This is a genomic window from Streptomyces sp. NPDC043896, assembly GCF_056435605.1.
In genome coordinates this window covers 77,759-99,824 of record NZ_JBWKEE010000028.1, presented here as the reverse complement: position 1 = coordinate 99,824, position 22,066 = coordinate 77,759, and the positions used below count along the sequence as shown (strand labels likewise).

At 71.4% G+C, this 22,066-nt stretch carries 23 protein-coding genes; 11 read left to right on the top strand and 12 right to left on the bottom strand.

The window, feature by feature from the left end; all coding sequences use genetic code 11:
• Positions 1–56: 56 nt before the first annotated feature.
• Together AC069X_RS32140 and AC069X_RS32135 are read right to left on the bottom strand one after the other, a co-directional pair.
• Positions 57–365 (bottom strand): hypothetical protein, encoded by a 309-nt coding sequence (locus tag AC069X_RS32140; protein WP_008742356.1) that lies wholly within the window; start codon positions 363–365, stop codon positions 57–59.
• A gap of 387 nt (positions 366–752) precedes the next feature.
• Entirely contained in the window at positions 753–1,571 is an 819-nt protein-coding gene (locus AC069X_RS32135; RefSeq protein WP_478734140.1) for a pentapeptide repeat-containing protein, read from the bottom strand.
• Between the two features lie 58 nt (positions 1,572–1,629).
• On the opposite strand from AC069X_RS32135, the gene AC069X_RS32130 reads away from it, so the two are divergent.
• The 5 genes from AC069X_RS32130 (at position 1,630) to AC069X_RS32110 (ending at position 6,878) form a co-directional block, all read left to right on the top strand.
• Positions 1,630–2,238, top strand: a complete 609-nt coding sequence (locus AC069X_RS32130) for a LysE family translocator (protein WP_478734138.1) — start codon at positions 1,630–1,632, stop codon at positions 2,236–2,238.
• A gap of 52 nt (positions 2,239–2,290) precedes the next feature.
• Positions 2,291–3,082, top strand: a complete 792-nt coding sequence (locus tag AC069X_RS32125) for a thioesterase family protein (RefSeq protein WP_478734136.1) — start codon at positions 2,291–2,293, stop codon at positions 3,080–3,082.
• Between the two features lie 50 nt (positions 3,083–3,132).
• Positions 3,133–4,899 carry a serine/threonine-protein kinase gene (locus AC069X_RS32120; RefSeq protein ID WP_478734135.1) on the top strand — a complete coding sequence of 589 codons (1,767 nt, stop codon included), beginning with the start codon at positions 3,133–3,135 and terminating at the stop codon, positions 4,897–4,899.
• A 59-nt stretch (positions 4,900–4,958) separates the two neighbouring features.
• On the top strand, positions 4,959–5,981 hold the full coding sequence (locus tag AC069X_RS32115) for a C40 family peptidase (RefSeq protein ID WP_478734133.1): 1,023 nt from the start codon (positions 4,959–4,961) through the stop codon (positions 5,979–5,981).
• 201 nt (positions 5,982–6,182) lie between these two features.
• Positions 6,183–6,878, top strand: coding sequence for a phosphatase PAP2 family protein (locus tag AC069X_RS32110; RefSeq protein ID WP_478734132.1), 696 nt, complete (start codon positions 6,183–6,185; stop codon positions 6,876–6,878).
• Between the two features lie 104 nt (positions 6,879–6,982).
• Here AC069X_RS32110 and AC069X_RS32105 read toward each other — a convergent pair whose 3' ends face one another.
• Positions 6,983–7,225 (bottom strand): hypothetical protein, encoded by a 243-nt coding sequence (locus AC069X_RS32105; protein ID WP_478734130.1) that lies wholly within the window; start codon positions 7,223–7,225, stop codon positions 6,983–6,985.
• A gap of 63 nt (positions 7,226–7,288) precedes the next feature.
• Positions 7,289–7,507, bottom strand: coding sequence for a hypothetical protein (locus AC069X_RS32100; protein WP_478734128.1), 219 nt, complete (start codon positions 7,505–7,507; stop codon positions 7,289–7,291).
• Between the two features lie 142 nt (positions 7,508–7,649).
• Between AC069X_RS32100 and AC069X_RS32095 the strand changes: the two genes are divergently transcribed.
• Together AC069X_RS32095 and AC069X_RS32090 are read left to right on the top strand one after the other, a co-directional pair.
• Complete coding sequence (locus AC069X_RS32095; RefSeq protein WP_478734126.1) at positions 7,650–8,537, top strand: SCO4651 family lipoprotein; 888 nt, start codon at positions 7,650–7,652, stop codon at positions 8,535–8,537.
• A 147-nt stretch (positions 8,538–8,684) separates the two neighbouring features.
• Positions 8,685–8,837, top strand: a complete 153-nt coding sequence (locus AC069X_RS32090; RefSeq protein ID WP_478734174.1) for a hypothetical protein — start codon at positions 8,685–8,687, stop codon at positions 8,835–8,837.
• Between the two features lie 82 nt (positions 8,838–8,919).
• On the opposite strand, the gene AC069X_RS32085 is transcribed toward AC069X_RS32090, so the two are convergent.
• Complete coding sequence (locus tag AC069X_RS32085; protein WP_042801353.1) at positions 8,920–9,234, bottom strand: metal-sensitive transcriptional regulator; 315 nt, start codon at positions 9,232–9,234, stop codon at positions 8,920–8,922.
• A gap of 194 nt (positions 9,235–9,428) precedes the next feature.
• Here AC069X_RS32085 and AC069X_RS32080 point away from each other — a divergent pair, with 194 nt between their 5' ends.
• On the top strand, positions 9,429–10,049 hold the full coding sequence (locus AC069X_RS32080) for a DUF47 domain-containing protein (RefSeq protein WP_478734124.1): 621 nt from the start codon (positions 9,429–9,431) through the stop codon (positions 10,047–10,049).
• A gap of 5 nt (positions 10,050–10,054) precedes the next feature.
• On the top strand, positions 10,055–11,053 hold the full coding sequence (locus tag AC069X_RS32075; protein WP_478734122.1) for an inorganic phosphate transporter: 999 nt from the start codon (positions 10,055–10,057) through the stop codon (positions 11,051–11,053).
• 173 nt (positions 11,054–11,226) lie between these two features.
• Here the strand turns inward: AC069X_RS32075 and pstB are convergent, their stop codons facing one another.
• The 7 genes from pstB to AC069X_RS32040 all read right to left on the bottom strand — a co-directional run bounded on the left by pstB (position 11,227) and on the right by AC069X_RS32040 (position 21,224).
• Entirely contained in the window at positions 11,227–12,003 is a 777-nt protein-coding gene (gene pstB, locus AC069X_RS32070; protein WP_478734120.1) for a phosphate ABC transporter ATP-binding protein PstB, read from the bottom strand.
• Positions 12,004–12,033: 30 nt separating this feature from the next.
• Positions 12,034–13,116 (bottom strand): phosphate ABC transporter permease PstA, encoded by a 1,083-nt coding sequence (gene pstA, locus AC069X_RS32065; protein ID WP_478734118.1) that lies wholly within the window; start codon positions 13,114–13,116, stop codon positions 12,034–12,036.
• A complete protein-coding gene (gene pstC, locus AC069X_RS32060; protein WP_478734116.1) occupies positions 13,116–14,105 on the bottom strand; it encodes a phosphate ABC transporter permease subunit PstC in 990 nt (329 codons plus the stop codon). Before pstC ends, pstA begins: the two co-directional genes overlap by 1 nt.
• 128 nt (positions 14,106–14,233) lie before the next feature.
• Complete coding sequence (gene pstS, locus AC069X_RS32055) at positions 14,234–15,373, bottom strand: phosphate ABC transporter substrate-binding protein PstS (protein WP_478734114.1); 1,140 nt, start codon at positions 15,371–15,373, stop codon at positions 14,234–14,236.
• A gap of 582 nt (positions 15,374–15,955) precedes the next feature.
• Positions 15,956–16,978 (bottom strand): CHAD domain-containing protein, encoded by a 1,023-nt coding sequence (locus AC069X_RS32050; RefSeq protein WP_478734112.1) that lies wholly within the window; start codon positions 16,976–16,978, stop codon positions 15,956–15,958.
• Positions 16,959–19,295 carry an RNA degradosome polyphosphate kinase gene (locus AC069X_RS32045; RefSeq protein WP_478734110.1) on the bottom strand — a complete coding sequence of 779 codons (2,337 nt, stop codon included), beginning with the start codon at positions 19,293–19,295 and terminating at the stop codon, positions 16,959–16,961. Before AC069X_RS32045 ends, AC069X_RS32050 begins: the two co-directional genes overlap by 20 nt.
• A gap of 792 nt (positions 19,296–20,087) precedes the next feature.
• On the bottom strand, positions 20,088–21,224 hold the full coding sequence (locus tag AC069X_RS32040) for a helix-turn-helix domain-containing protein (RefSeq protein ID WP_478734108.1): 1,137 nt from the start codon (positions 21,222–21,224) through the stop codon (positions 20,088–20,090).
• 228 nt (positions 21,225–21,452) lie between these two features.
• Here AC069X_RS32040 and AC069X_RS32035 point away from each other — a divergent pair, with 228 nt between their 5' ends.
• The gene (locus tag AC069X_RS32035; RefSeq protein WP_478734106.1) at positions 21,453–21,620 is read left to right on the top strand and encodes a hypothetical protein; all 168 of its coding nucleotides are present in this window, start codon (positions 21,453–21,455) and stop codon (positions 21,618–21,620) included.
• Positions 21,613–21,867: a hypothetical protein gene (locus tag AC069X_RS32030; protein WP_478734105.1), complete on the top strand. Its 255-nt coding sequence runs from the start codon at positions 21,613–21,615 to the stop codon at positions 21,865–21,867. The genes AC069X_RS32035 and AC069X_RS32030 overlap by 8 nt, the downstream gene beginning before the upstream one ends.
• Positions 21,868–22,066: the final 199 nt, after the last annotated feature.

Genomic DNA, 22,066 nt, shown 5'->3' with positions numbered 1-22,066 from the left:
GCTCAGGCGCGGTGTGGTGATTCGTCATCAGGGTGGGGCCGGGCGTGGCGATCCGGCTAGACGGCCATCCCGTAGACGATCGTGAAGAGGGTGCCGAGGGAGCCGATGATGAAGACTCCGGTGAGGCCGGCCACGATCAGGCCCTTGCCCTGTTCCGCGCTGAAGGTGTCGCGCAGGGCGGTCGCGCCGATGCGCTGCTTGGCCGCGCCCCAGATGGCGATGCCGAGGCAGAGGAGGATCGCGACGGCCATGACCACCTCGATCATGACCTTCGCTTCGTTGCCGAGACTGCCGAACGGCCCCCAGTTCGGGGCGATTCCGCCGATGATGGTGGTGATGTCGCCCTTTTCGGCTGCCAGGATCATGTAACTCACCGCCCCTGTATGGGTAGTTCCGGTAGCCCGTGCCCGACGGCAGGGGTCACGCACTATCTTCGCTGATGAAACCGGCGGCGTCGCCGACTTGGCCGGTCTCTTTACCCGTTCTCTCGGCCCGCGCCCCGTATGCGCACCCTGAGCAGGTCACTCTGTGTATCACGGGGGGTGACCCCGGGCAATGATTGTCGGCCTGGCGTGCGCGGGGCCGTGTGAGGGGCGGCCGTTCGGGCTAGTCGGGGGAGGCCGAGGCGGTGGGGGAGCGTACGGAGGCGTCAGGGGCGCACGGGTGCGGTGCGGGCGCCGTTGCCCTGGCCGGGGCGCGCGGGCGGGGGAGGGCCCGGACCGGCCCGGCGCCGGGCCGGGCCGGGCGGCGCGTCAGGCAGGGAGCCAGTGGGCGGGGCGGTCGAGGTGCGGGGGGATGCGGGTGGCGGGGTTGCCTCGGGCGGCGTTCAGCTGGGGCTGCGTCAGGAAGAGGGTGTCGCGCAGGTCGGCGCCGCGCAGGTCGGCGTCGCGGAAGTCCGCGCCGATCAGGTCGGCTCCGCGCAGGTCGGCGCGGCCGAGGTCGGCGGCGATCAGGTAGGCGCCGCGGAGGTTGGCTCCGCGCAGGTCGGCTCCGGAGAGGCGGGCGCCCATCAGGTCGGCGCCGCGGTGGTTCTTCTTGCGGCCGGGGGTCTTGGCGCGGACCAGCTCGCTCGTTTCGAGGAGCAGGGTGTTGATCTCCTGGCGCAGGGCGGGGACGTCGAGGGCGGTGAGGGTGGCGGCGTCGGCGCGGGTGAGGGCCTCGGTCTTGGCGAGGGCGGTGCGCAGGGCGGGGTGGAGGGGGGCCGCGGCGGGGCGGGTGAGGGCTTCGGCGGTGTAGAAGAGCAGCTCGTGCAGCTGTCGCATGACGGGGAAGGCCTCGAACATCTCCGCCCGGGTTCCGGGGTGGGTGCGCCAGTCGCGGCCCTCGAAGGTGACCTGGGAGATCTGCTGTCCCGCGCCGAAGCAGTCGAAGACGGTGCAGCCCTGGAACCCCTTGTCGCGCAGCCGGGTGTGGATGCCGCAGCGGAAGTCCTCGCGGAGGTTCTTGCAGGGGGTGCCGGCGGGCTTGTTCACGGCGAAGTCGGCGGACTTGGCGAAGGGCAGGGCGACGCAGCACAGGGCGAAGCAGTTGGAGCAGTCGGCCTGGAGGAGGGGCAGTGCGGTGGTGGACACCCGTCCATTGTCCCCGGAGTCCCTTGATCCGCGCGGAGGGGGCGGGGAGCATCCGTGCATGACCGAAGTGATCGCAGTTGCCGTCATCACCCTGCTCGCCGTGATCAGTCCGGGGGCGGACTTCGCGATGGTGGTGAGGAACAGTTATTTGTACGGGCGGCCCGTGGGCCTGTTCGCGGCGGCGGGGGTCGCGGCCGGGGTGCTGGTGCACGTGTCGTACACGATGCTCGGGGTGGGTCTGCTGATCGCCTCGTCGACCGCCCTGTTCACGGCCATCAAGCTGGCGGGTGCGGCGTACCTGGTGTGGATCGGGATCCGTACCTTCCGGGCGCGGGCGGAGCTGAAGGTGGACCTGGAGTCGGAGCAGGGGCTGACGCGGTGGGGTGCGCTGCGGTCGGGGTTCCTGACGAACGTGCTGAATCCGAAGACGACGCTGTTCGTGGTGTCCACGTTCACGCAGGTGGTCGGGCCGGAGACGTCGGCGTGGCAGCAGGTGGGGTACGGGCTGTTCATGTCGGCGGCGCACCTGGTGTGGTTCGGGGCGGTGGCGCTGTTCTTCTCGAACGTGCGGCTGCGGGACCGGATGCTGCGGGCGCAGAAGGCGCTGAACCGGGCGATCGGGTCGGTGCTCGTGGGGCTGGGGGTCGGGCTCGGGTTCGCGCGCTGAGCCGGGTGGAGGGTCTGGCGCCGGTGGTTACCTGTGGGTAACGTGCGGCGGCATGGATGCTGAAGACGGGTTCTACGAGCGGCTCGGCGAGGGCCGCTTCCTGGCCACCGAGGCGACGCGCGGGCCGTGGGACGCGGGCTCCCAGCACGCCGGACCGCCCGCCGCCCTGATGGGCCGGGCCGTCGAGGAGCGGCCGGGGGCGCGGGCGGACATGCGGATCGCCCGCATCACGTACGAGATCCTGCGCCCGGTGCCGATCGGGGAGCTGGAGGTCACCACCTCGGTGCTGCGGTCCGGGCGCGGTACGGAGGTGGTCGAGGCGGCCCTGGCCCCGGCGGGCGGCGCCCCGGTGATGCTGGCGCGGGCGCTGCGGATCCGGGTGGCGGACGAGCCGGTGCCGGCGGTGGTCCCGGCGGCGGTGCTTCCGCCGCCGGGGGAGGTGGGCGTGACGCCGTTCTTCCCCGTGCCGTGGGAGACGGGGTACCACTCCTCGATGGAGACCCGCTTCACGGAGGGCGCCTTCGTCGAACCGGGGCCGGGGACCTGCTGGATGCGGATGCGGGTGCCGCTGGTGGCGGGGGAGGAGGTCCGGCCGCTGGACCGGGTGCTGGTGGCCGCGGACTCGGGCAACGGCATCGGCGCGGTGATGGACTTCGGCCGCTTCGTCTTCGTCAACGGCGACCTCACCGTCCACCTGCACCGCCACCCGGTCGGCGAGTGGGTGTGCGTGCAGGCCCGTACGAGCGTGGACGCGGCCGGCATCGGCCTCGCGGACTCCCGCCTGCACGACGAGAAGGGGCCGATCGGACGCGGAGCGCAGAGCCTGTTCGTGGCTCCGCGCTGAGACCAACCCCCCTGTCCCGTCAGGGGAGTCGGTATGACACCCTCGTCCGGATGGAGGCCCTGAGAGAGACCGACCCCGCCCACATCGGGGCGCAGACCCTGCTGGCCCGGCTGGGGGCCGGGGGCATGGGGCAGGTGTACCTCGGGCGGTCGCCGGGCGGTCGCCTGGTGGCCATCAAGGTGATCAAGGAGGAGATCACCGGGCATCCGGAGGCCCTCGCGCGCTTCCGCCGGGAGGCCGAGACCGTCCGCGCGGTGCGCTCCGCCTACACCGCGAACCTCATCGACGCCTCGCTGGCGGCCCCGCCGTACTGGCTGGCCACCGAGTACGTGGCCGGGCCGACGCTCGGCCACGCGGTGGGCCGCTTCGGGGCGCTGCCCGCCGACTCCTGCCGCAGGCTGTTCGCCGCGCTGGCGGAGGGCCTGGCGAGCGTCCACGCGTACGGGGTCACCCACCGGGACCTCAAGCCGCAGAACGTGATCCTGGGCGCGCAGGGGCCGCAGCTCATCGACTTCGGCATAGCCAAGGGCGTGGCCGAGACGGCCCTGACGCAGGCCGGCACCGCCCCGGGCACCCCCGGCTACACGGCCCCGGAGGTGCTGCTGCGCGGCGAGGTCGCGGCGGCGGCGGACGTCTTCGCGCTGGGCGCGACGATCGCGTACGCGGCCACGGGCCGCGCCCCGTACGGGACCGGGGAGCCGACGGCGGTCAACTTCCGCGCGGTGCACGGCGAGATCGACGTCGAGGGCGTGGAACCGGAGCTCGCCGCGCTGATCAGGGGCTGTGTGGGGGCCGATCCGGGCGGGCGGCCCGCCCCCGCCGAGATCATCCGGCGGTGCGCGGTGGACGCGGCGCTCGTCGACGACCCCGTGTACGCGGCGCTCACGGCGGCCGGCGGCGGCGCGGCGCAGGTGCCGGGGCTCCCGTCGACCATCGGCCCGGGGCTCGGCGCGGTCCCGGCGGGCTACGTCCCGACGTACGTACCGCCGCGCGCCGCCGCCCCGGGCGCGGCCCCGGGAGCGGGTACGGCTCCGGCCGCCGCGGCCACGGCCGCCACGGGTGTCCGCGGTGCCTCGCGCTGGGCGGTGGCCGCGGTCGCCGGTCTGGTGGCGGGGGGCCTGCTCACCGGCGGGTACCTGGTGCTGGAGTCCCGCGGCGGCGAGGACGACGGGGGCCGGCGGGCGGCCGCACCGCCGAGCGGGAACGGCGGCGCCTCCCCGGCGGCTCCGTCCGCGCCGGGGCAGCCGGCGGCGAGCCCGTCCTCCTCCGGCGGCGGCACCGGTTCGGGGGCGGTGCCCGACCACGTCGAGCAGAGCAAGGTGTCGCGGGACCTGTGGAGCAGCGGCACGGGTGCCTGCAACCTGCCCAACGAGGAGCGGGCGGAGTTCCTGCTGGCCTCCGTCGTCGACTCCGACGATCCCAACGCCAAGACGGTCACGGGCAAGGTGCGGATCCGCGTCTTCCTGAAGGGGCACAACACGGAGAAGGCCCCGTACGCCGTCACCGTCGGCGTGAAGCCGCCGCACGAGATCGACGAGAGCACCCAGCGGCCCTTCGAAGCCGTCAAGGACTACAACCACGGCATGGGCTACGCGAGCAAGCCGGTCGACCTGCTGGACCCGGCCACCGGCGGCACCGTGGAGCTCACCTACCCGGACGACTTCTCCACGCGGCTCGTGGACAACCAGGGGACGGCCAAGAGGTTCCCGGGCATCCCCACCGCCAACGACCCCGGTGACTGGACGGTGCTCGTCTACCGGGTCCGTGGGGTCACGGAGTACAGCAGTGTCTACTGCACCGGCTTTCCGGTGAAATAGTGCCGGGACAGACCGGCGAATGCGCTGTCAGGCGGCCCGGCATGAGGCAGTGTTGACGGGTGCGCAAGTTCTGGGTGGCAAGCGGGATCGGGATCGGCGTGTGCCTGACCTTCGTCGCGCTGCTGGTCGTCGGCACCTATTCGGCGGCGGCGGGCATCGCGAGCGGCGCCAGACAGGGCGCGGTCGGGCTGGTGAAGGGTGCGGTGCCCGCGGCGTACCAGGCGTTGGTGGAGCGGTGGGGAAACCTTTGCCCCGCGCTCAACCCGGCGCTGCTGGCGGCGCAGTTGTATACCGAGAGCAACTGGAAGACGGACGCGCTGAGCCATGCCGACGCGCGGGGCATCGCCCAGTTCATCCCGGAGACGTGGGCCACGTACGGGGTCGACGGCGACGGTGACGGCGACCGGGACATCTGGGACCCGCAGGACGCGATCCCCTCGGCGGCCACGTACGACTGCCAACTCGCCAAGGACGTGGCGAAGGTTCCCGGCGACCGGTCCGACAACATGCTCGCGGCCTACAACGCCGGGCCCTACCGGGTCATCAAGGCCGGCGGCGTGCCGCCGATCAGCGAGACCCAGGGCTACGTGAAGGCCATCCGCAGCCTGGAGAAGAGCTTCGCGCGGCCCGTCGGCCGGCTCGCTCCCACCCAGCAGGCCAGCGGGGCCATGTACTTCGCGCAGAAGCAGCTCGGGACCCCGTACCTGTGGGGCGGCAACGGGACGCCCGATCAGGACGGGCGGTTCGACTGCTCCGGGCTGACGAAGGCGGCGTACGAGAGCGTGGGGATCGAGCTGCCGCGCGTGGCGAACGACCAGTACAACGCCGGTTCGCACCCCTCGCGCGAGGAACTGCTCCCCGGTGATCTGGTCTTCTTCTCCGACGATCTGACGAACTCGCGGGAGATCCGGCACGTCGGGATGTACGTGGGCGGCGGCTACATGATCAACGCCCCGTTCACCGGCGCCGTCATCCGTTTTGACAAGATCGACACCCCTGACTACTTCGGAGCCACCCGCGTGACCAAGGATGGGGCCGAAGCCCTTCCGGAGCGGACGCCGTCGTCAACTCCCAAGCCTTAGCGACTCTCCGTGAAGCGAAGGCCCTGAGCTGCGACGATGAGTCACTCTTGGATAACGTTGGAGTGATCATTCGGTGGAGAGTGGAACGTCCCAGGCAGAACGGGCGTTCCATGGACACGGGGGTTGATCGGCTGGGGGGCTGAAGGGGCGCACACCGTCGTGCGTCCGCAGGGGACCTAGGCAGGCAAGGGGCCGCGGCGCATGGCTGGACTCACGACCGGTGGGCCGAACGTGGATGTCAGCCTGCTGTACGGAATCAACTCCCTCTCCCGGCACGCCCCGGACTGGTTCGACCGCGGCGTGACCTTCGCCGGCTCGTACGGCCTGCCGCTCGCCATGGTCCTGCTCGTCCTCTGGTGCTGGCGCGGCGCCAGGCGGCAGGACGAGCACACCGCCGTCGAATCCTTCGCCGCGCTCGTCTGGGCCCCCCTCGCCGCCGCCGTCGCGCTCCTCGTGAACCTGCCGCTGCGCGGATTCGTCGCCCGGCCCCGGCCGTTCCTCCAGCACGACGGCCTGGAGGTGCTCGGCGGAGCGGGCGCGCCGGGCTCCGGATTCTCCTTCGTCAGCGACCACGCCACCCTCGGCATGGCGCTCGCCGTCGGGGTGTTCCTCGTCAACCGCCGGCTCGGACTCCTCGGGATCGGCCTGGCGCTCGCCGAGGGGCTGTGCCGCGTGTACCTCGGGGTGCACTACCCGACCGACGTCATCGGCGGGTTCGCGCTCGGCACCGCCGTCGTCCTGCTGCTCGCCCCGCTCGCCATGGCGGCGCTCACCCCGCTGGCCGGGGCCGTCGCCCGGTCGCCCCGCTTCGGCGTGCTCGTACGGGCCCGGGAGCGCGTGGTGTCCCGCCCCGTCGAGCTGGCCCAGCGGCCGGCCGAGAGCGACCTCGCGGCGTAGCCCGCTCCGCTACGGGTTCCACAGCGCCAGCAGCAGCGCCACCAGCAGGCACAGCCCCGCCGCGCCGAAGCACAGCCGCACCGCCGTCGGGCGGGGGCGCGGGGTCACCGGTCGCCGCCCTCGCCGCCCCGGCCCGGATGCTCCGGCCCCGTACCGTCGCGGCGGTAGCGGGAGCGCAGCCACAGCCCGGTCGCCACGGCGGCGGCGGTGGTCAGCCCGATGGCCAGCGCCACGTCGGCCGGCCCGTCCGCCGAGCCCACGGGACGCGCCCAGGCGGCCGCGGCCGGGGTGAGCGCGATCAGCAGGGCCCAGAGGAGGGCAGCGAGGGAGCGTGCGGTACCTGGCATGCAACCAGGGCAACCGCTCCCGGCGGACCCGGCCAGCCGGGGCGGCCGAACGGAGGAGCGGGACTATCCCGCGGTGTGCCGGGTGGCGTCCCTACGGGCGAGGTCACGGGAGCGGCGGGCCGGTCCCGTCCAGCCGCAGCTGCACACGGCGAGGCAGAACGAACCCCGCTCGGCGGTACTGGTGGAGTGGCCGGCCGGCGGCTGCGCGGGTTCCGCGCGGTCCCGGGGCAGGGGCACATCGGTAAGCGGAGCGACCGGAGTCGCCTGGGTGTGCTGATCCACGCCTCCACGGTACCCGGGTCCGCGCCCGTCCGGTACGGCCCCCGGAAGTCGGCCGCCCGTTACGGGAAACCCCTGACCTCGTTAACCGGAGCGGGTGGGGGCCTCGGGCAAACAGCGGTCACGCGTTGGGGGTTGGCAGGCGATGGTGGTGCACCAGCACAGGCGACGGAGAAGGCGCGCGGGCGAGGCGGTGCTCGCGGTCTGTGCGGCGGTGGCCGTGGCGGCGCTGAGCGCGTGCGGAGCGGCGAGCGGCACGGGAACCGACGGCGGCGGCCGCTCCGGGAGCGGCTCCGGCAGCCGCCCCGGCGGCGACGACCGGCCCCCCGGCGACCCGGCCGCGGCGGTGCGCGGCGCCGCCGACGCGATGACCGCCGCCGGGAGCGCGCAGACCCGTACGGCGATGGAGATGGCGACCGGCGGGACCCGGGTGACCATCCGCGGCGAGGGTGGGGTCGACTTCCGCAAGCGGATGGGCCAGCTGGTGGTGATGCTCCCCGCCGACGTGAAGGGGCAGCCCGGGCACCGGCCCATCACCGAGCTGCTCGTCCCCGGCGCCCTCTACATGAAGAACCGGGGCGCCGGCGTCCCCGACGACAAGTGGGTCCGCCTCGACACCACCACCCTCTCCGACGGGAACCTCGTCACCGGCGGCGCCACCGACCCGGTGACCGCCGTCGAGCTGCTGCGGGGCGCGCAGGAGGTGACGTACGTCGGCGTCACCGACCTGGCCGGCACCAAGGTGCGGCACTACCGGGGTACGACGGACATCGCGCGGGCCGCGCGGAGCGCCTCACCGGGGATCAAGGGATCCCTGGAGGCCGCGGCGAAAGGGTTCAGCAAGGACAGCGTCCCGTTCGACGCCTACCTCGACGAGGAGGGCCGGCTGCGCAAGGTCCAGCACCGGTTCACCTACGTCAAGAATGGCGTGATCGATGTCTCCTCGACCACGCTGCTCTACGGGTTCGGGGCTCCGGTGACCGTCGTATTGCCCGCAAGCGGGGACATTTTCGCCGGGAAGATCGCCGAATAGCCGACCGGGCGGGCTGAAGCGGTGCCTCCGGGCCATGGCCCCGCTATCCGGAAATGGTCCATCCGTGTCATGCGCGGTGCGAGGCGCGATCCCTACGCTGGGGAGCCGAGCGCCGACGGGCGAGGACGGCAGAGAGAGGTGACACGCGTGACTCCCGCAGGCGGCATGACGGTGCAGGACCACGTGGCGCTCGCCGAGATCGAGCTGTGCGGTGAGCTGATCATCGCGGCCTCGGCCGCGGCCGAGGACCGGCTGAGCCAGGACCGGATCGACGAAGTGCTGATGGGCATCTGCCTCTGAGCCCCGGCCGGGCGGTCGCGGGGCGGGCGGAAGGTCGCGGGACGGGCGGGAACGGGGCGGGCGGGAGCGGCCCACCCCGGCCTCAGCTGCGCAGCAGGCGGGCGATGGCCTTCGTGGCCTCCTCCACCTTCGCGTCGATCTCGGTGCCCCCCTTGACCGCGGCGTCCGCGACGCAGTGGCGCAGGTGCTCCTCCAGCAGCTGGAGGGCGAAGGACTGGAGGGCCTTCGTGCTCGCCGAAACCTGCGTGAGTATGTCGATGCAGTAGACGTCCTCGTCGACCAGCCGCTGGAGTCCGCGGATCTGGCCCTCGATCCGGCGCAGCCGCTTGAGGTGCTCGTCCTTCTGGTGGTGGTAGCCGTGGACGGCTCCGGAGCCCTCCGCCTCGATGGTGGTCATCGGTCCTCCCGCTGGTCCGGAAAGAGGGGTTATACCCCTCATGGGTATAGGTTACTTCGCCCGGGCCGAGGGGACAGGGGTCCGTGATGCCCACTCTGCCTGATGGAGGACACTGGGGGACGGCCGGTTAGCCGTGGCCGGGGGATACGCCTAGCATCAGCCTGACCGAATCCAATGCACCCCGAGGACCTCACGTGCGATTTCGTCTGACCCCCAGGGAGACGAGCTTCTACGACATGTTCGCCGCATCCGCGGACAACATCGTCACGGGCTCCAAGCTCCTGATGGAACTGCTCGGAGCGGATCCCTCCGCCCGGGCCGAGATCGCGGAGCGGATGCGGGCGGCGGAGCACGCGGGGGACGACGCCACCCATGCGATCTTCCACCAGCTGAACTCCTCCTTCATCACGCCGTTCGACCGTGAGGACATCTACAGCCTCGCCTCGTCGCTCGACGACATCATGGACTTCATGGAGGAGGCGGTCGACCTCGTCGTCCTCTACAACGTGGAGCAGCTCCCCAAGGGCGTCGAGCAGCAGATCGAGGTCCTGGCGCGGGCGGCCGAGCTGACCGCCGAGGCCATGCCGCACCTGCGGACGATGGACAACCTCACCGAGTACTGGATCGAGGTCAACCGCCTTGAGAACCAGGCCGACCAGATCCACCGCAAGCTGCTCGCGCAGCTCTTCAACGGCAAGTACGACGCCATCGAGGTGCTGAAGCTCAAGCAGATCGTCGACGTCCTCGAGGAGGCCGCCGACGCGTTCGAGCACGTCGCGAACACGGTGGAGACCATCGCCGTCAAGGAGTCCTGAACCCCGTGGACACCTTTGCGCTGGTCGTGACCATCGGTGTCGCGCTCGGCTTCACGTATACGAACGGCTTCCACGACTCCGCGAACGCCATCGCGACCTCCGTCTCGACGCGGGCCCTGACGCCGCGCGCGGCGCTGGCGATGGCCGCGGTGATGAACCTGGCCGGTGCCTTCCTCGGCAGCGGGGTGGCCAAGACGGTCAGCGAGGGGCTCATCGAGACCCCGCACGGCAACAAGGGCATGTGGATCCTGTTCGCTGCCTTGATCGGCGCGATCGTCTGGAACCTGATCACCTGGTACTTCGGTCTGCCCTCGTCCTCCTCGCACGCCCTGTTCGGCGGCATGGTGGGCGCGGCCCTGGCCGGCGGCACCGACGTGATCTGGTCCGGCGTGGTCGAGAAGGTCGTCATCCCGATGTTCGTGTCGCCGGTCGTCGGTCTGGTGGCCGGCTACCTGGTGATGGTCGTCATCCTGTGGATGTTCCGGCGGGCCAACCCGCACAAGGCCAAGCGCGGCTTCCGGATCGCGCAGACGGTCTCGGCGGCGGGCATGGCGCTCGGCCACGGTCTCCAGGACGCGCAGAAGACGATGGGCATCGTGGTGATGGCCCTGGTCATCGCCGACGTGGAGGCGGCGGGCGACCCGATCCCGGTCTGGGTGAAGATCGCCTGCGCCGTGATGCTGTCGCTGGGCACGTACGCGGGCGGCTGGCGCATCATGCGCACGCTCGGCCGCAAGATCATCGAGCTGGACCCGCCGCAGGGCTTCGCGGCGGAGACCACCGGTGCGTCGATCATGTTCGGCTCGGCGTTCCTCTTCCACGCGCCGATCTCCACCACCCATGTGATCACCTCGGCGATCATGGGCGTGGGCGCCACCAAGCGGGTCAACGCGGTCCGCTGGGGCGTCGCGAAGAACATCATCCTCGGCTGGTTCATCACGATGCCGGCGGCCGCGCTCGTCGCCGCGGTGTGCTTCTGGATCGTGAACCTGGCGTTCGTCTAGGCGGAGCCGCGTTCGTCGCCGCGGTGTGCTCCTGGATCGTGAACCCGGCGTTCGTCCGGCCGCGGTACGAAAGCGGGCCGGCTCCCCCCACCCAGGGGGAGCCGGCCCTTTTCTTTCGCCCTGCGGCGGCACCGCCATGCAGCGCCGCAGGACGTCCAGGCGGGGTTCGGCGTCTAGCCGAAGCGGCCCGAGATGTAGTCCTCGGTCGCCTGGACGGACGGGTTGGAGAAGATCCGGTCCGTGTCGTCGATCTCGACCAGCTTGCCCGGCTGGCCGACGGCGGCGAGGTTGAAGAAGGCGGTGCGGTCGGAGACGCGGGCCGCCTGCTGCATGTTGTGCGTCACGATGACGATCGTGAAGCGCTCCTTCAGCTCCCCGATCAGGTCCTCGATGGCGAGGGTGGAGATCGGGTCGAGGGCGGAGCAGGGCTCGTCCATCAGCAGGACCTGCGGCTCGACCGCGATGGCGCGGGCGATGCACAGACGCTGCTGCTGGCCGCCGGAGAGGCCGGAGCCGGGCTTGTTCAGGCGGTCCTTGACCTCGTTCCAGAGGTTGGCGCCCTTGAGGGACCGCTCCACGATGTCCGAGAGCTCGGCCTTCTTGTAGCTGCCGTTCAGGCGCAGGCCCGCCGCCACGTTGTCGAAGATCGACATGGTGGGGAAGGGGTTCGGACGCTGGAAGACCATGCCGACCGTGCGGCGGACCGCGACCGGGTCCACGCCGGGGCCGTACAGGTTCTCGTCGTCCAGCAGCACCTTGCCCTCGACGCGGCCGCCGGGGGTGACCTCGTGCATGCGGTTCAGGGTGCGCAGGAAGGTGGACTTACCGCAGCCGGAGGGGCCGATGAAGGCCGTCACGGAGCGGGGTTCCACGGTCATCGAGATGTCGTCGATGGCCTTGTGGCTGCCGTAGAAGGCGGAAAGGCCGCTGACGTCGATTCGCTTGGCCATGAGGGGTCACTTCGCTTTCATACGGTCGCGTCAGCGACCGGTCTTCGGGGCCTTCCAGCGGGCTATGCCGCGGGCCACCAGATTGAGGATCATGACGAAGGCGATCAGGACGAGCGCTGCGGCCCATGCCCGGTCGTAGGAGGCTTCACTGCCGACCTTGTACTGCTCCCAGATGTAGAGGGGGAGCGAGGACTGGGCGCCTTCGAAGGGGTTGCCGTTGATGAGCTGGGAGCCGAAGACCAGCAGCATGATGGGCGCGGTCTCACCGGCGATGCGGGCCACCGCCAGCATGACGCCGGTGGAGATGCCGCCGATGGCGGTGGGGAGCACGACCTTGAGGATCACGCGCCACTTCGGCACGCCGAGGGCCAGGGCGGCCTCGCGCAGCTCGTTCGGGACGAGCTTGAGCATCTCCTCGGTGGAGCGGACCACGACCGGCATCATCAGGATCGACAGGGCCATCGCGCCGGCGAAGCCGGAGGGGCCGAAGCCGAGCATCAGGTTCCAGGTCGTCAGGATGAACAGGCCCGCGACGATGGAGGGGATGCCGGTCATCACGTCGACGAAGAAGGTGACGGCCTTGGCGAGCTTGCCCTTGCCGTACTCGACCAGGTAGACGGCGGTCAGCAGGCCGATGGGCGCCGCGATCAGGGTGGCCAGGCCGACCTGCTCCAGGGTGCCGAGGAGGGCGTGGTAGACGCCGCCGCCCGCCTCGAAGCTGGTCACGCCGTTCATCGAGTGGGTCAGGAAGTCGCCGTCGAGGACCTTGATGCCCCGGCTGATCGTGGTGATCATCAGCGAGAGCAGCGGGACGACCGCGAGGACGAAGCAGACCCACACGACGGAGGTCGCGACGCGGTCCTTGGCCTGGCGGCGGTTCTCGACGACCGCGCTGGAGACGTAGGTGATCGCGACGAACAGCAGGGCCGCGATCAGGCCCCACTGGACCTTGCTGTGCAGGTCGAAGACGAGGCCGATGACGCTGCCGAGCACGGCGGAGACGACGGCGGTGCCGGCCGGGGCCCAGCGGGGCAGGCCCCCGCGGGTCAGGCCGGCGGGCGCGGAGGACTTGCGGGCCCGGACGGGGCGCTGGTCCTGGAGTGCGTGGCTCATCAGGCGTTCGCCCCCGAGAAGTCCTTGCGACGGGCGATGATCAGGCGGGCCGCGCCGTTGACCAGCAGGGTGAGGAGGAAGAGGACCAGGCCGGAGGCGATCAGCGCGTCGCGTCCGAACTCGTTGGCCTCGTCGAACTTCGCGGCGATGTTCTGCGCGAAGGTGCCGCCACCCGGGTTCAGGACGTGGAGCGAGATCAGGAAGCTCGGGGAGAGGACGGTGGCCACGGCCATGGTCTCGCCAAGCGCGCGGCCGAGGCCGAGCATCGAGGCGGAGATGACACCGGAGCGGCCGAAGGGCAGCACCGACATCCGGATGACCTCCCAGCGGGTCGCGCCGAGGGCCAGGGCGGCCTCCTCGTTCATGCGCGGGACCTGGAGGAAGACCTCGCGGCTGACGCTGGTCACGATCGGCAGGATCATGATCGCGAGCAGGATGCCGACGGTGAAGAGCGAGCGGGCGACGCCGACCTGGGTCTTCTCGAAGACGTAGGTCCAGCCGAGGAACTCGTCGAGCCAGAGGTTCAGCCCGTTCAGCTGCGGCACCAGGAAGAGGGCGCCCCAGATGCCGTAGATGATCGACGGCACGGCGGCCAGCAGGTCGACCACGTACGCCAGGGGCGCGGCCAGCTTGCGCGGCGCGTAGTGCGAGATGAACAGGGCGATGCCGACGGCGATCGGAACCGCGATGGCCATCGCGATGATCGAGCTGACGACGGTGCCGAAGAGGAGGACGGCGATGCCGAAGACGGGGGGGTTGGCCGACGCGTTCCAGTCGAAGGTGGTGAGGAAGTTCCCCTCGTTCTTCGACAGGGCGATGGTGGCCCGGTAGGTGAGGAAGGCGGCGATCGACGCCATGATCACCAGGAGCAGGATGCCGGAGCCCTTGGAGAGCCCCGCGAAGATCTTGTCACCGGCGCGGCCGGTGGACCTTCCGCTCTTGGAGACCGGCGGAGCCGCGTCTATGTGGGTGGGTGTGGTGGAAGCCATGGTCTTTCCGGTCTGTGTGGGGGGCGGGCCCCCTGGCGGCGGTGCACCGGATGTCCCCCGGGTGGAGGGGGAGGGTGCCGGGCCCCGGGCCGATCAGCGGAGGATCGGCCCGGGCCGGGCGGGTGGTACTAGGCGAGCGACTTGATGACTTCGCGGACCTTGGTGTTGATCTCGGCCGGGATCGGCGCGTAGCCGTTCTCGGTCAGGACCTTCTGGCCCGCGTCCGAGGCGGTGTACTCGAGGAAGGACTTCACGGTGCCGAGGGTCTCGGCCTTGTTGCCCTTGTCGCAGACGACCTCGTAGGTGACCAGGACGATCGGGTACGCGCCCTCGGCCTTGGTGGCGTAGTCGAGCTTCAGGGCCAGGTCGGAGCCGGTGCCGGCGATCTTGGCGGCGGCGATGGCCTTGGAGGCGTTCTCGGGGGTGGCCTTGACCGGGGCGCCGGCGCCCGTGTTGATGTCGACGGTCTTGATGCTCTGCGAGGTGGCGTACGAGAGCTCGAAGTAGCCGATCGCGCCGTCGACGGCCTTGACCTGGGAGGCGACACCGGCGGAGCCGGAGGCGGCCTGGCCACCGGGGGCCGGCCACTTCTTCGCGGCCTCGTAGGACCAGGCGTCAGGGGCGGCGGCCTTGAGGTACTTGCCCAGGTTCTCGGTGGTGCCCGAGTCCTCGGAGCGGTGGAAGGCCTGGATGGCGGTGGGGGGCAGCGAGACGCCGGGGTTCAGCTTCTTGATCGCCTCGTCGTCCCACTTCTTGATCTTGTCGTTGAAGATGTTGGCGAGGGTGGCGGCGTCCAGGTTCAGCTTCTCCACGCCGGAGACGTTGAAGCCGATGGCGATCGGGCCGCCGACCATCGGCAGGTTGATGCCCTGGCCGCCGGTGCAGATCTTCTTCGAGTCCTCGACCTGCTCGGGCTTCAGCGCGGAGTCCGAGCCGGCGAAGCCGACGGTGCCCTGGTTGAAGGCGACGATGCCCTCACCGGAGGAGGAGGACTTGTAGTTCACCTCGACGCCGGAGCAGGCGGCCATGTAGTTCTTCACCCACAGGTCGACCGCGTTCTTCTGCGCGGAGGAGCCGGAGGCCAGCAGCTTGCCCTTGGCACCGTCGCACTTGACGTCGCCGGGCGCCGGTGCCGAGGCCTTCGGGGTGCCGTCGGCACCGGTCTTCGTGTTGTCGTCCGAGCCGCACGCCGTGAGGACCAGGGCGCCGGACACGACGAGAGCCCCGAGGGCGGAGGCACGAAGCCGGTTCTTGCGCTGAAGCTTCACTTTCGGGTGTTCCTTCCGAGGAGCCGCCGGCCGCTTTCTGTTTCGGGGCGGCGTGCGAAGAGGACTACGGGGCTGTGGTGGTGCGGCGCCGCGTTTTCCCGATCGGCTCGCACCGTGCGCTACCGAAATTAGGCAGAACAGGTGAAGCGGTCGACCGCGCTTGGTGAACGGGGGGTGAACCATGGCGGACGGCCCGGTGCGGATGGGGTGGTTTGTGCCCGGGCGTAATCGGGCGTTATCCGCCCGTTATGGCGCCGTTACCAGCGCGGAGCCGTTGCCCTGGCCGGGCGCGGTGGCCGGATTTCGGCGGTGGCCCCGGCCGGGGCGGGGTGCCGCTGCGCGGGCCGCTCCCCGCCCCCCTTCGCCCGTTCCCCGGGGCCGCGTCCCGAACCCCCCTCCTGGGGGCTCCGCCCCCAGACCCCCGCGCCTCAAACGCCGGCGGGGCTGGAATTCGCTGCGCGAATCCAGCCCGCGCGGCGTTTGAGGGCACGGGGCGCGCAGCGCCCGGAACGGGGTGCGGGGCGGAGCCCCGGGGAACGGTGGAAGGGCGGGTAGGGGACGGCCCCGCGCAGCGGTGGCGCCCTACGGGCGCGGGGCGGTTTCGGCCGTGAGGCGGGCCGGGCCGTCCGCGGCCGGAAGACGCGGGGCCACCGCCATGGCGGCCGGGTGCCAGATGTGGTGGAACGAGAGGCGGGCCGCCTCCACGGCGTGCCGCTGGTCGGCGTGCAGCACGCCCAGCGCGTACGCCGTCGCCGGCGCGATGCGCGGAGTACGCGCGGCCGTCGCCGACGCCGCCGCGGCCTCCGACGCGTCCCGGTGGAGGTCCAGCGCCTCACCCGCCGCCGCGAGCCGGGCCACGTCCCCGCCCAGCGCCTCCCGCGCGTACCGGTGCACCCGCAGCAGGCGCCGTACCTCGTGCCAGGCGGCGTCCTCGTGCTCCGCGTACGGGGTGCCCTGCGCGGCGGGGAGCGCGGAGACGGCCCCCGCGAGGCGGGTCCCGGTGAGCTCCGCCAGCGGTTCGAGTACGTCCCCGACCCGCCCCCGGGCCGCCACCGGGTCCAGCGGCACCTCCGAGGCCAGCACCGCCACCGCGTCCGCCACCGCGTGGAACCGCGCCGACCCCAGGGCCTGGAGGGTGGCCGAGTGCGCCCGGGTCCGGGCGAGCGTGAGCTGGCGTTCCAGCAGCGCCCCCGCCCGCGCCGAGCCCACCGTGAGCGCCCCCGACGAGCCCGTGCCGCCGCGCGGCGACGGCACCTCGGGGGAGGCCGTCAGCCGCTGCAGGGCCTCCATCAGCCGCGACAGCCGCGCCGCGTGACCGTGCTCGTCGGCCAGGGTGGACGACAGCCAGACCAGCTCCGTGCGCAGCGAGTCCGCCCAGCGCGACTCGGTGACCGTCCGGAACGTGCTCAGCGACCCGGCGATCCGCCGCGCCGCACCCCGCAGCCCGTACGCCGCTTCGCTGCTCTCCGCCGAGTCGGCGGCGGAGCCCCCCGCCGCGCCCGCGTCGTGCAGGCGCAACGCGCGCAGGAAAGCGGTGGCCTGGGAGCGCAGGTACACGCCGAGCACGTCACCTGCGGTCAGGTCGTCATGGTTTGGCAGAGCCACGCCGGCGCCTCCGGGCGTCTATGAGCATCTCCTGTACGTGCCGCAGCGGCTGGCCTTCGGCGTCGGTGCTGTGCCGGGTCCATTCGCCGTCCGGGCCCAGGTGCCAGGAGGAGGTGGCGTCGGACATGCCGGTCTCCAGCATCCGGTCCAGTGCCGCGCGGTGGGCCGGGTCGGTGACCCTGACCAGCGCCTCGATGCGGCGGTCGAGGTTGCGGTGCATCATGTCGGCGCTGCCGATCCACACCTCGGGCTCGCCGCCGTTGCCGAAGGCGAAGACCCGGGAGTGCTCCAGGAAGCGGCCGAGGATCGAACGGACCCGGATGTTGTCCGACAGCCCGGGGACGCCGGGGCGCACGGCGCAGATGCCGCGCACCCAGATGTCGATGGGCACGCCCACCCGGGAGGCCCGGTAGAGGGAGTCGATGAGGGCCTCGTCGACGATCGAGTTCATCTTCAGCCGGACCGACGCCGGGCGGCCGGCCCGGTGGTGGTCGGCCTCCTTGTCGATGCGCGAGATCAGCCCGTCGCGCAGCGACTTGGGGGCGGTCAGCAGCCGGCGGTACGTCTCCCGGCGCGAGTAGCCGGACAGCCGGTTGAAGAGGTCGGAGAGGTCCGCGCCGACCTGCGGGTCGGCGGTGAGCAGGCCGAGGTCCTCGTACAGGCGGGCGGTCTTGGGGTGGTAGTTGCCCGTGCCGACGTGGCTGTACCGGCGCAGGGTGTCGCCCTCCTGGCGGACGACGAGGGAGAGCTTGCAGTGGGTCTTCAGCCCGACCAGGCCGTAGACGACGTGGCAGCCGGACTCCTCCAGCTTGCGCGCCCACTTGATGTTGGCCTGCTCGTCGAAGCGGGCCTTGATCTCGACGAGTACGAGGACCTGCTTGCCGGACTCGGCGGCGTCGATCAGCGCGTCGACTATGGGGGAGTCGCCGGAGGTCCGGTACAGGGTCTGCTTGATCGCGAGGACGTCCGGGTCGGCGGCGGCCTGCTCCAGGAAGGCCTGCACGGAGGTCGAGAAGGAGTCGTAGGGGTGGTGCAGGAGCACGTCGCGCTCGCGCAGCGCCGCGAAGATGTCGGGCGCGGACGCGGACTCCACCTCGGCGAGGTCGCGGTGCGTGCCGGCGATGAACTTCGGGTACTTCAGCTCGGGCCGGTCCAGGGAGGCGATCCCGAAGAGGGCGGTCAGGTCGAGGGGGCCGGGCAGCGGGTACACCTCGGCGGCGCTGACCTTCAGCTCCTGGACGAGGAGGTCCAGGACGCCCGGGTCGATGGACTCCTCGACCTCCAGGCGCACGGGCGGGCCGAAGCGGCGCCGCATGAGCTCCTTCTCCAGGGCCTGGAGGAGGTTCTCGGCGTCGTCCTCCTCCACTTCGAGGTCCTCGTTGCGCGTCACGCGGAACATGTGGTGCGCGAGCACCTCCATGCCGGGGAACAGCTCCTCCAGGTGCGCGGCGATGACGTCCTCCAGCGGGACGTAGCGCTGCGGGGAGGCCTCCAGGAACCGGGAGAGGATCGGCGGGACCTTGACCCGGGCGAAGTGGCGGTGACCGCTGACGGGGTTGCGTACGACGACGGCCAGGTTGAGGGAGAGGCCGGAGATGTACGGGAACGGGTGCGCGGGGTCCACGGCCAGCGGGGTGAGCACCGGGAAGATCTGGTTGCGGAACAGGGTGAAGAGCCGGGCCTGCTCCTTCTCGGTGAGGTCGGGCCACCGGATCAGGTGGATGCCCTCCTCCGAGAGCTGGGGGGCGATGTCGTGCTGGAAGCAGGCGGCGTGCCGGGCCATGAGCTCGCGCGACCGGGTCCAGATCAGGTCCAGCACCTCACGCGGCTGGAGGCCGGAGGCCGAACGGGTGGCGACGCCGGTCGCGATGCGGCGCTTGAGGCCGGCGACGCGGACCATGAAGAACTCGTCGAGGTTGCTCGCGAAGATCGCCAGGAAGTTGGCGCGCTCCAGCAGCGGGGTCGCCGGGTCCTCGGCCAGTTCGAGCACCCGCTCGTTGAAGGCCAGCCAGCTGCGCTCCCGGTCGAGGAACCGGTTCGCGGGGAGCTCGCCGGTGTCGTCCTTGTCCTCGTAGGCGTCCAGGTCGGCGTCGAGGTCGGGATCGAGGTCGACGTGGCCGGTCACGCGGGCGGCGTGGGGGCGGTGGGCGGCTATGGAGCCGAGACGGGGCTTGGCGCCGCCGGTGGGGGTGCCGGTGCCGCTTCCGGTGCCAGTGCCGGTGCCGGGCTTGTCGGTGCCGCCGTTTCCGGCCGAGGGGGAGTGAGACGGGTGCTGGGCGGGGACCTCGGTGGGGCCTGCGCTGGGCTGGTGGCTCATGACTCCATTCTTCCGCGCACGCGGCAGGACAGGCGCGTCGGAAGTGTCTGCCGTCAGACGGAGTCGGGGCTGCATGTCGTGAGGCTCGCAAGCGCGTCTGAATGCCCGGTTAATGGCGTATGGCTTCCTGGCGCGGCCTGGTGCACGGGGCGGGGGGTGGGGGGTACGCCGTGTGCGGCGCGGGGCGGCCGTCTCCCCCGCGAGGGGGTGGGGGCGGGGCGGGGGTGCGGGGGGCGGTAGCCCCTCGGGCGGGGTCGGGGAGGTGCTGGGGGTTTCCCGTCAGTCCCATCGTCGTTCCGTGTCGGGACGGGCTGTAAAGGGCGCTCCCTTCGGTCGCGTCACTGCGTGATCGCCTTCGGCGACCCTTGACAGCCCGACCCGCCCCGGAAAGCCGAAAGACTGCCGGGAAACCCCCAAAAGAACGGTCACGGGGCAGAAGAGGGAGGGACGGGCGCCTCAGGGATCAGGCGAGGGGCCGGGGGCCGGTCGGCCGGGCATCCGGGCCCTCAGAGGCCATGATCCGGGTCCGCAGGGCCTCTACCTGCACGGAAGGACGACAGGAGCATCCTGCGGACCACCCAGGCGCGAAAGATCGCTACGCGCTCCTCCTGGCTTGGCGTCCGACGTCCGTCTAGGGCTGATACCTGCACCAGAGGTCGATCAGAGCGGCGGATGACGTGTTCAGGCGCACGAGATCGCTACGTGCTCCTCGGATCTCGGCGTCCGGCGACCGTCCGGGGCTGATACCTGCACTGGAGGTTGAATCGGAGCAGTGGGGAAGCAGTATCGGCTTCAGTCGAGTTCCGTGAGCATGTCCACCAGGGTCCGGCCTTCGCGGGTGCCCCGCCTCAGGAGGAGGGCTCCCACCCGGTGCAGCTCGGCCCACGCATGCGGTCGGCCGATCTCCGAGGCATCGCTGATCACGCCGACTGCCGTGGTCAGGGCGGCCTCGGCCTCTCCGGCACCCGCGTACGCGTGGGCCAGGCAGGACCCGTACCAGGCCCGGTCCCGGCGGTAGGCCGGGGCGAAGCCGGTCAGTCCAGACGTGAGGTGCCGGACCGAGCTGTCCCAGTCCTTCAGGTGCAGGTCGGCCATGCCACGCTGCGCCGCGAACCAGGACTCTCCGTAGAAGTACAGCCAGGGAGGTGCGTCGGTGGCGTTCGCGATGGTCAGTTGGGCCTCGTCCAGCCTGGTGTACGCCTTGGTGTGCTCGCCTTCCAGGGCGTGGCCCCGTCCGGCCATCTGCACCGCCATGGCCCTGGTGGCCTCGCTCGCCCCCGGTGTCGATGCGGCGGCCTCACCCAGCCGGACACACCGTCGGCCGCTGCCCTGCGACCACGCCAGATGCGCCTTCATGCTCATGGTGGTGGCGGCCATGTCGCCGTACCCGGACTCCAGCGCCCAGTCGTAGGACCGGTCGAACCACCCCAGCGCGACCGGGGCGTTGTCCTGGTCCTGGGCCATCCACGCCAGGAACTGGGCGTACTCGGCCAACAGCCGCACGACCCGGTCGGCCAATGCCCCCCGGGCCTGCCCGTACAGTGCCGCGACCTCCCGGAACTGGGCGGTGACCAGCGGTGCGACCGTGCGCGAGCCGACCGTGTCCTCCGCCCGTCGGTGCGCTGCCAGCAAGGCGTCCAGCGCATCGACCGAGGCGGCGTCCAGCCGCAGACCACCCCTGCGCACCCCGGCCAAACGCTCGCTGTCGGCCTCCGACACCACCCCGGGCAGCATGAGGGAGGGGAGAGGGAGACCTTCGTGCTGGACGCCAAGGAGTTCCAGGGGAACGCCAAGGCCGTCGATGATGCGCTGCCGGACCTCGACCGAGGTCACCTCGCGGTGCCGATTCTCGATGGCGGAGACATCCGGCTGCGCCAGGCCGACGAGGGCACCCAGCCTGCTCTGGCTGCTCCGATCAGCCTCCGCCACGTCACCAAGAGGGCGGCCCAGTCCTCAGCCGCTGCGGCCGCCCGCAGTTCTGGGTGTACCCATGCGTCCAACTCGGGCTCCATGCCCGAAATATAGGGCGGCCCTATAGGACGCGGCAGTGGTTTCGTCCGGGAGGCACCCGACATGGTGGTCCTCGTCGGGGCGCTCGCTGGGGAATGCCGCCACAAGCCCCGCTCCACCACTTGGACGACGGCAGGGAGTAACCCCGTGAACAGCCGCACCGTGCGCGCCCGAGACGCGCTCGGCATCGACAGGCCGGCCGACTGCTCGGTGAGGGCAGCCGTATTGGCAGAGCCGAATGCTGATCTCCTGGACCGGGCATTCGCCGGTTGGGAGCGCTTCCTCGCCACCTTTGAGGAGGTGCCGGATGAGTGAGTGCTACGAGTACGTTCCGCACCGTCTGCTCCGCCAGCGCGTCCGCGACATCGCCTCGGGTGCCGAGGGTGTGCTCATGGCCGTGATCAACGAGAACGTCTCCGATACCGACGTCGAGCACTGGACGGAACTCGCCTACATCCGAGGCGCTTCAGGCCGCGAGTTCACCACCGCCGCCACCAACGTCGAACCCGCCTGCGACCAGCCCCGGACGACCGTCGGACGCCGTGATCCGAGGAGCGCGTAGCGATCTGCCGCGCCTGCCGGCTCCCAGGTCGATCTGTTCGTCCTCTACCGCAGGTATCAGCCCAAGGCGGTCGCCGGACGCCAAGGAGAGGGGAGCGCGTAGCGATCTGTCGCGTCTGGGTGGTCCGCAGGGTGGTTATGTCGGCCTTCCGTGCAGGTAGAGCCCCGGCGGCCCCCGGATCTCGGCTCCTGAGGGCCCG

Bases quoted from the DNA above. Each gene is read 5' to 3' on its own strand.
- AC069X_RS32140 (WP_008742356.1), bottom strand. From the start codon at position 365: ATGATCCTGGCAGCCGAAAAGGGCGACATCACCACCATCATCGGCGGA.
- AC069X_RS32130 (WP_478734138.1), top strand. From the start codon at position 1,630: ATGACCGAAGTGATCGCAGTTGCCGTCATCACCCTGCTCGCCGTGATC.
- AC069X_RS32125 (WP_478734136.1), top strand. From the start codon at position 2,291: ATGGATGCTGAAGACGGGTTCTACGAGCGGCTCGGCGAGGGCCGCTTC.
- AC069X_RS32120 (WP_478734135.1), top strand. From the start codon at position 3,133: ATGGAGGCCCTGAGAGAGACCGACCCCGCCCACATCGGGGCGCAGACC.
- AC069X_RS32110 (WP_478734132.1), top strand. From the start codon at position 6,183: ATGGCTGGACTCACGACCGGTGGGCCGAACGTGGATGTCAGCCTGCTG.
- AC069X_RS32105 (WP_478734130.1), bottom strand. From the start codon at position 7,225: ATGCCAGGTACCGCACGCTCCCTCGCTGCCCTCCTCTGGGCCCTGCTG.
- AC069X_RS32095 (WP_478734126.1), top strand. From the start codon at position 7,650: ATGGTGGTGCACCAGCACAGGCGACGGAGAAGGCGCGCGGGCGAGGCG.
- AC069X_RS32085 (WP_042801353.1), bottom strand. From the start codon at position 9,234: ATGACCACCATCGAGGCGGAGGGCTCCGGAGCCGTCCACGGCTACCAC.
- pstB (WP_478734120.1), bottom strand. From the start codon at position 12,003: ATGGCCAAGCGAATCGACGTCAGCGGCCTTTCCGCCTTCTACGGCAGC.
- pstA (WP_478734118.1), bottom strand. From the start codon at position 13,116: ATGAGCCACGCACTCCAGGACCAGCGCCCCGTCCGGGCCCGCAAGTCC.
- pstC (WP_478734116.1), bottom strand. From the start codon at position 14,105: ATGGCTTCCACCACACCCACCCACATAGACGCGGCTCCGCCGGTCTCC.
- AC069X_RS32045 (WP_478734110.1), bottom strand. From the start codon at position 19,295: ATGAGCCACCAGCCCAGCGCAGGCCCCACCGAGGTCCCCGCCCAGCAC.
- AC069X_RS32030 (WP_478734105.1), top strand. From the start codon at position 21,613: ATGAGTGAGTGCTACGAGTACGTTCCGCACCGTCTGCTCCGCCAGCGC.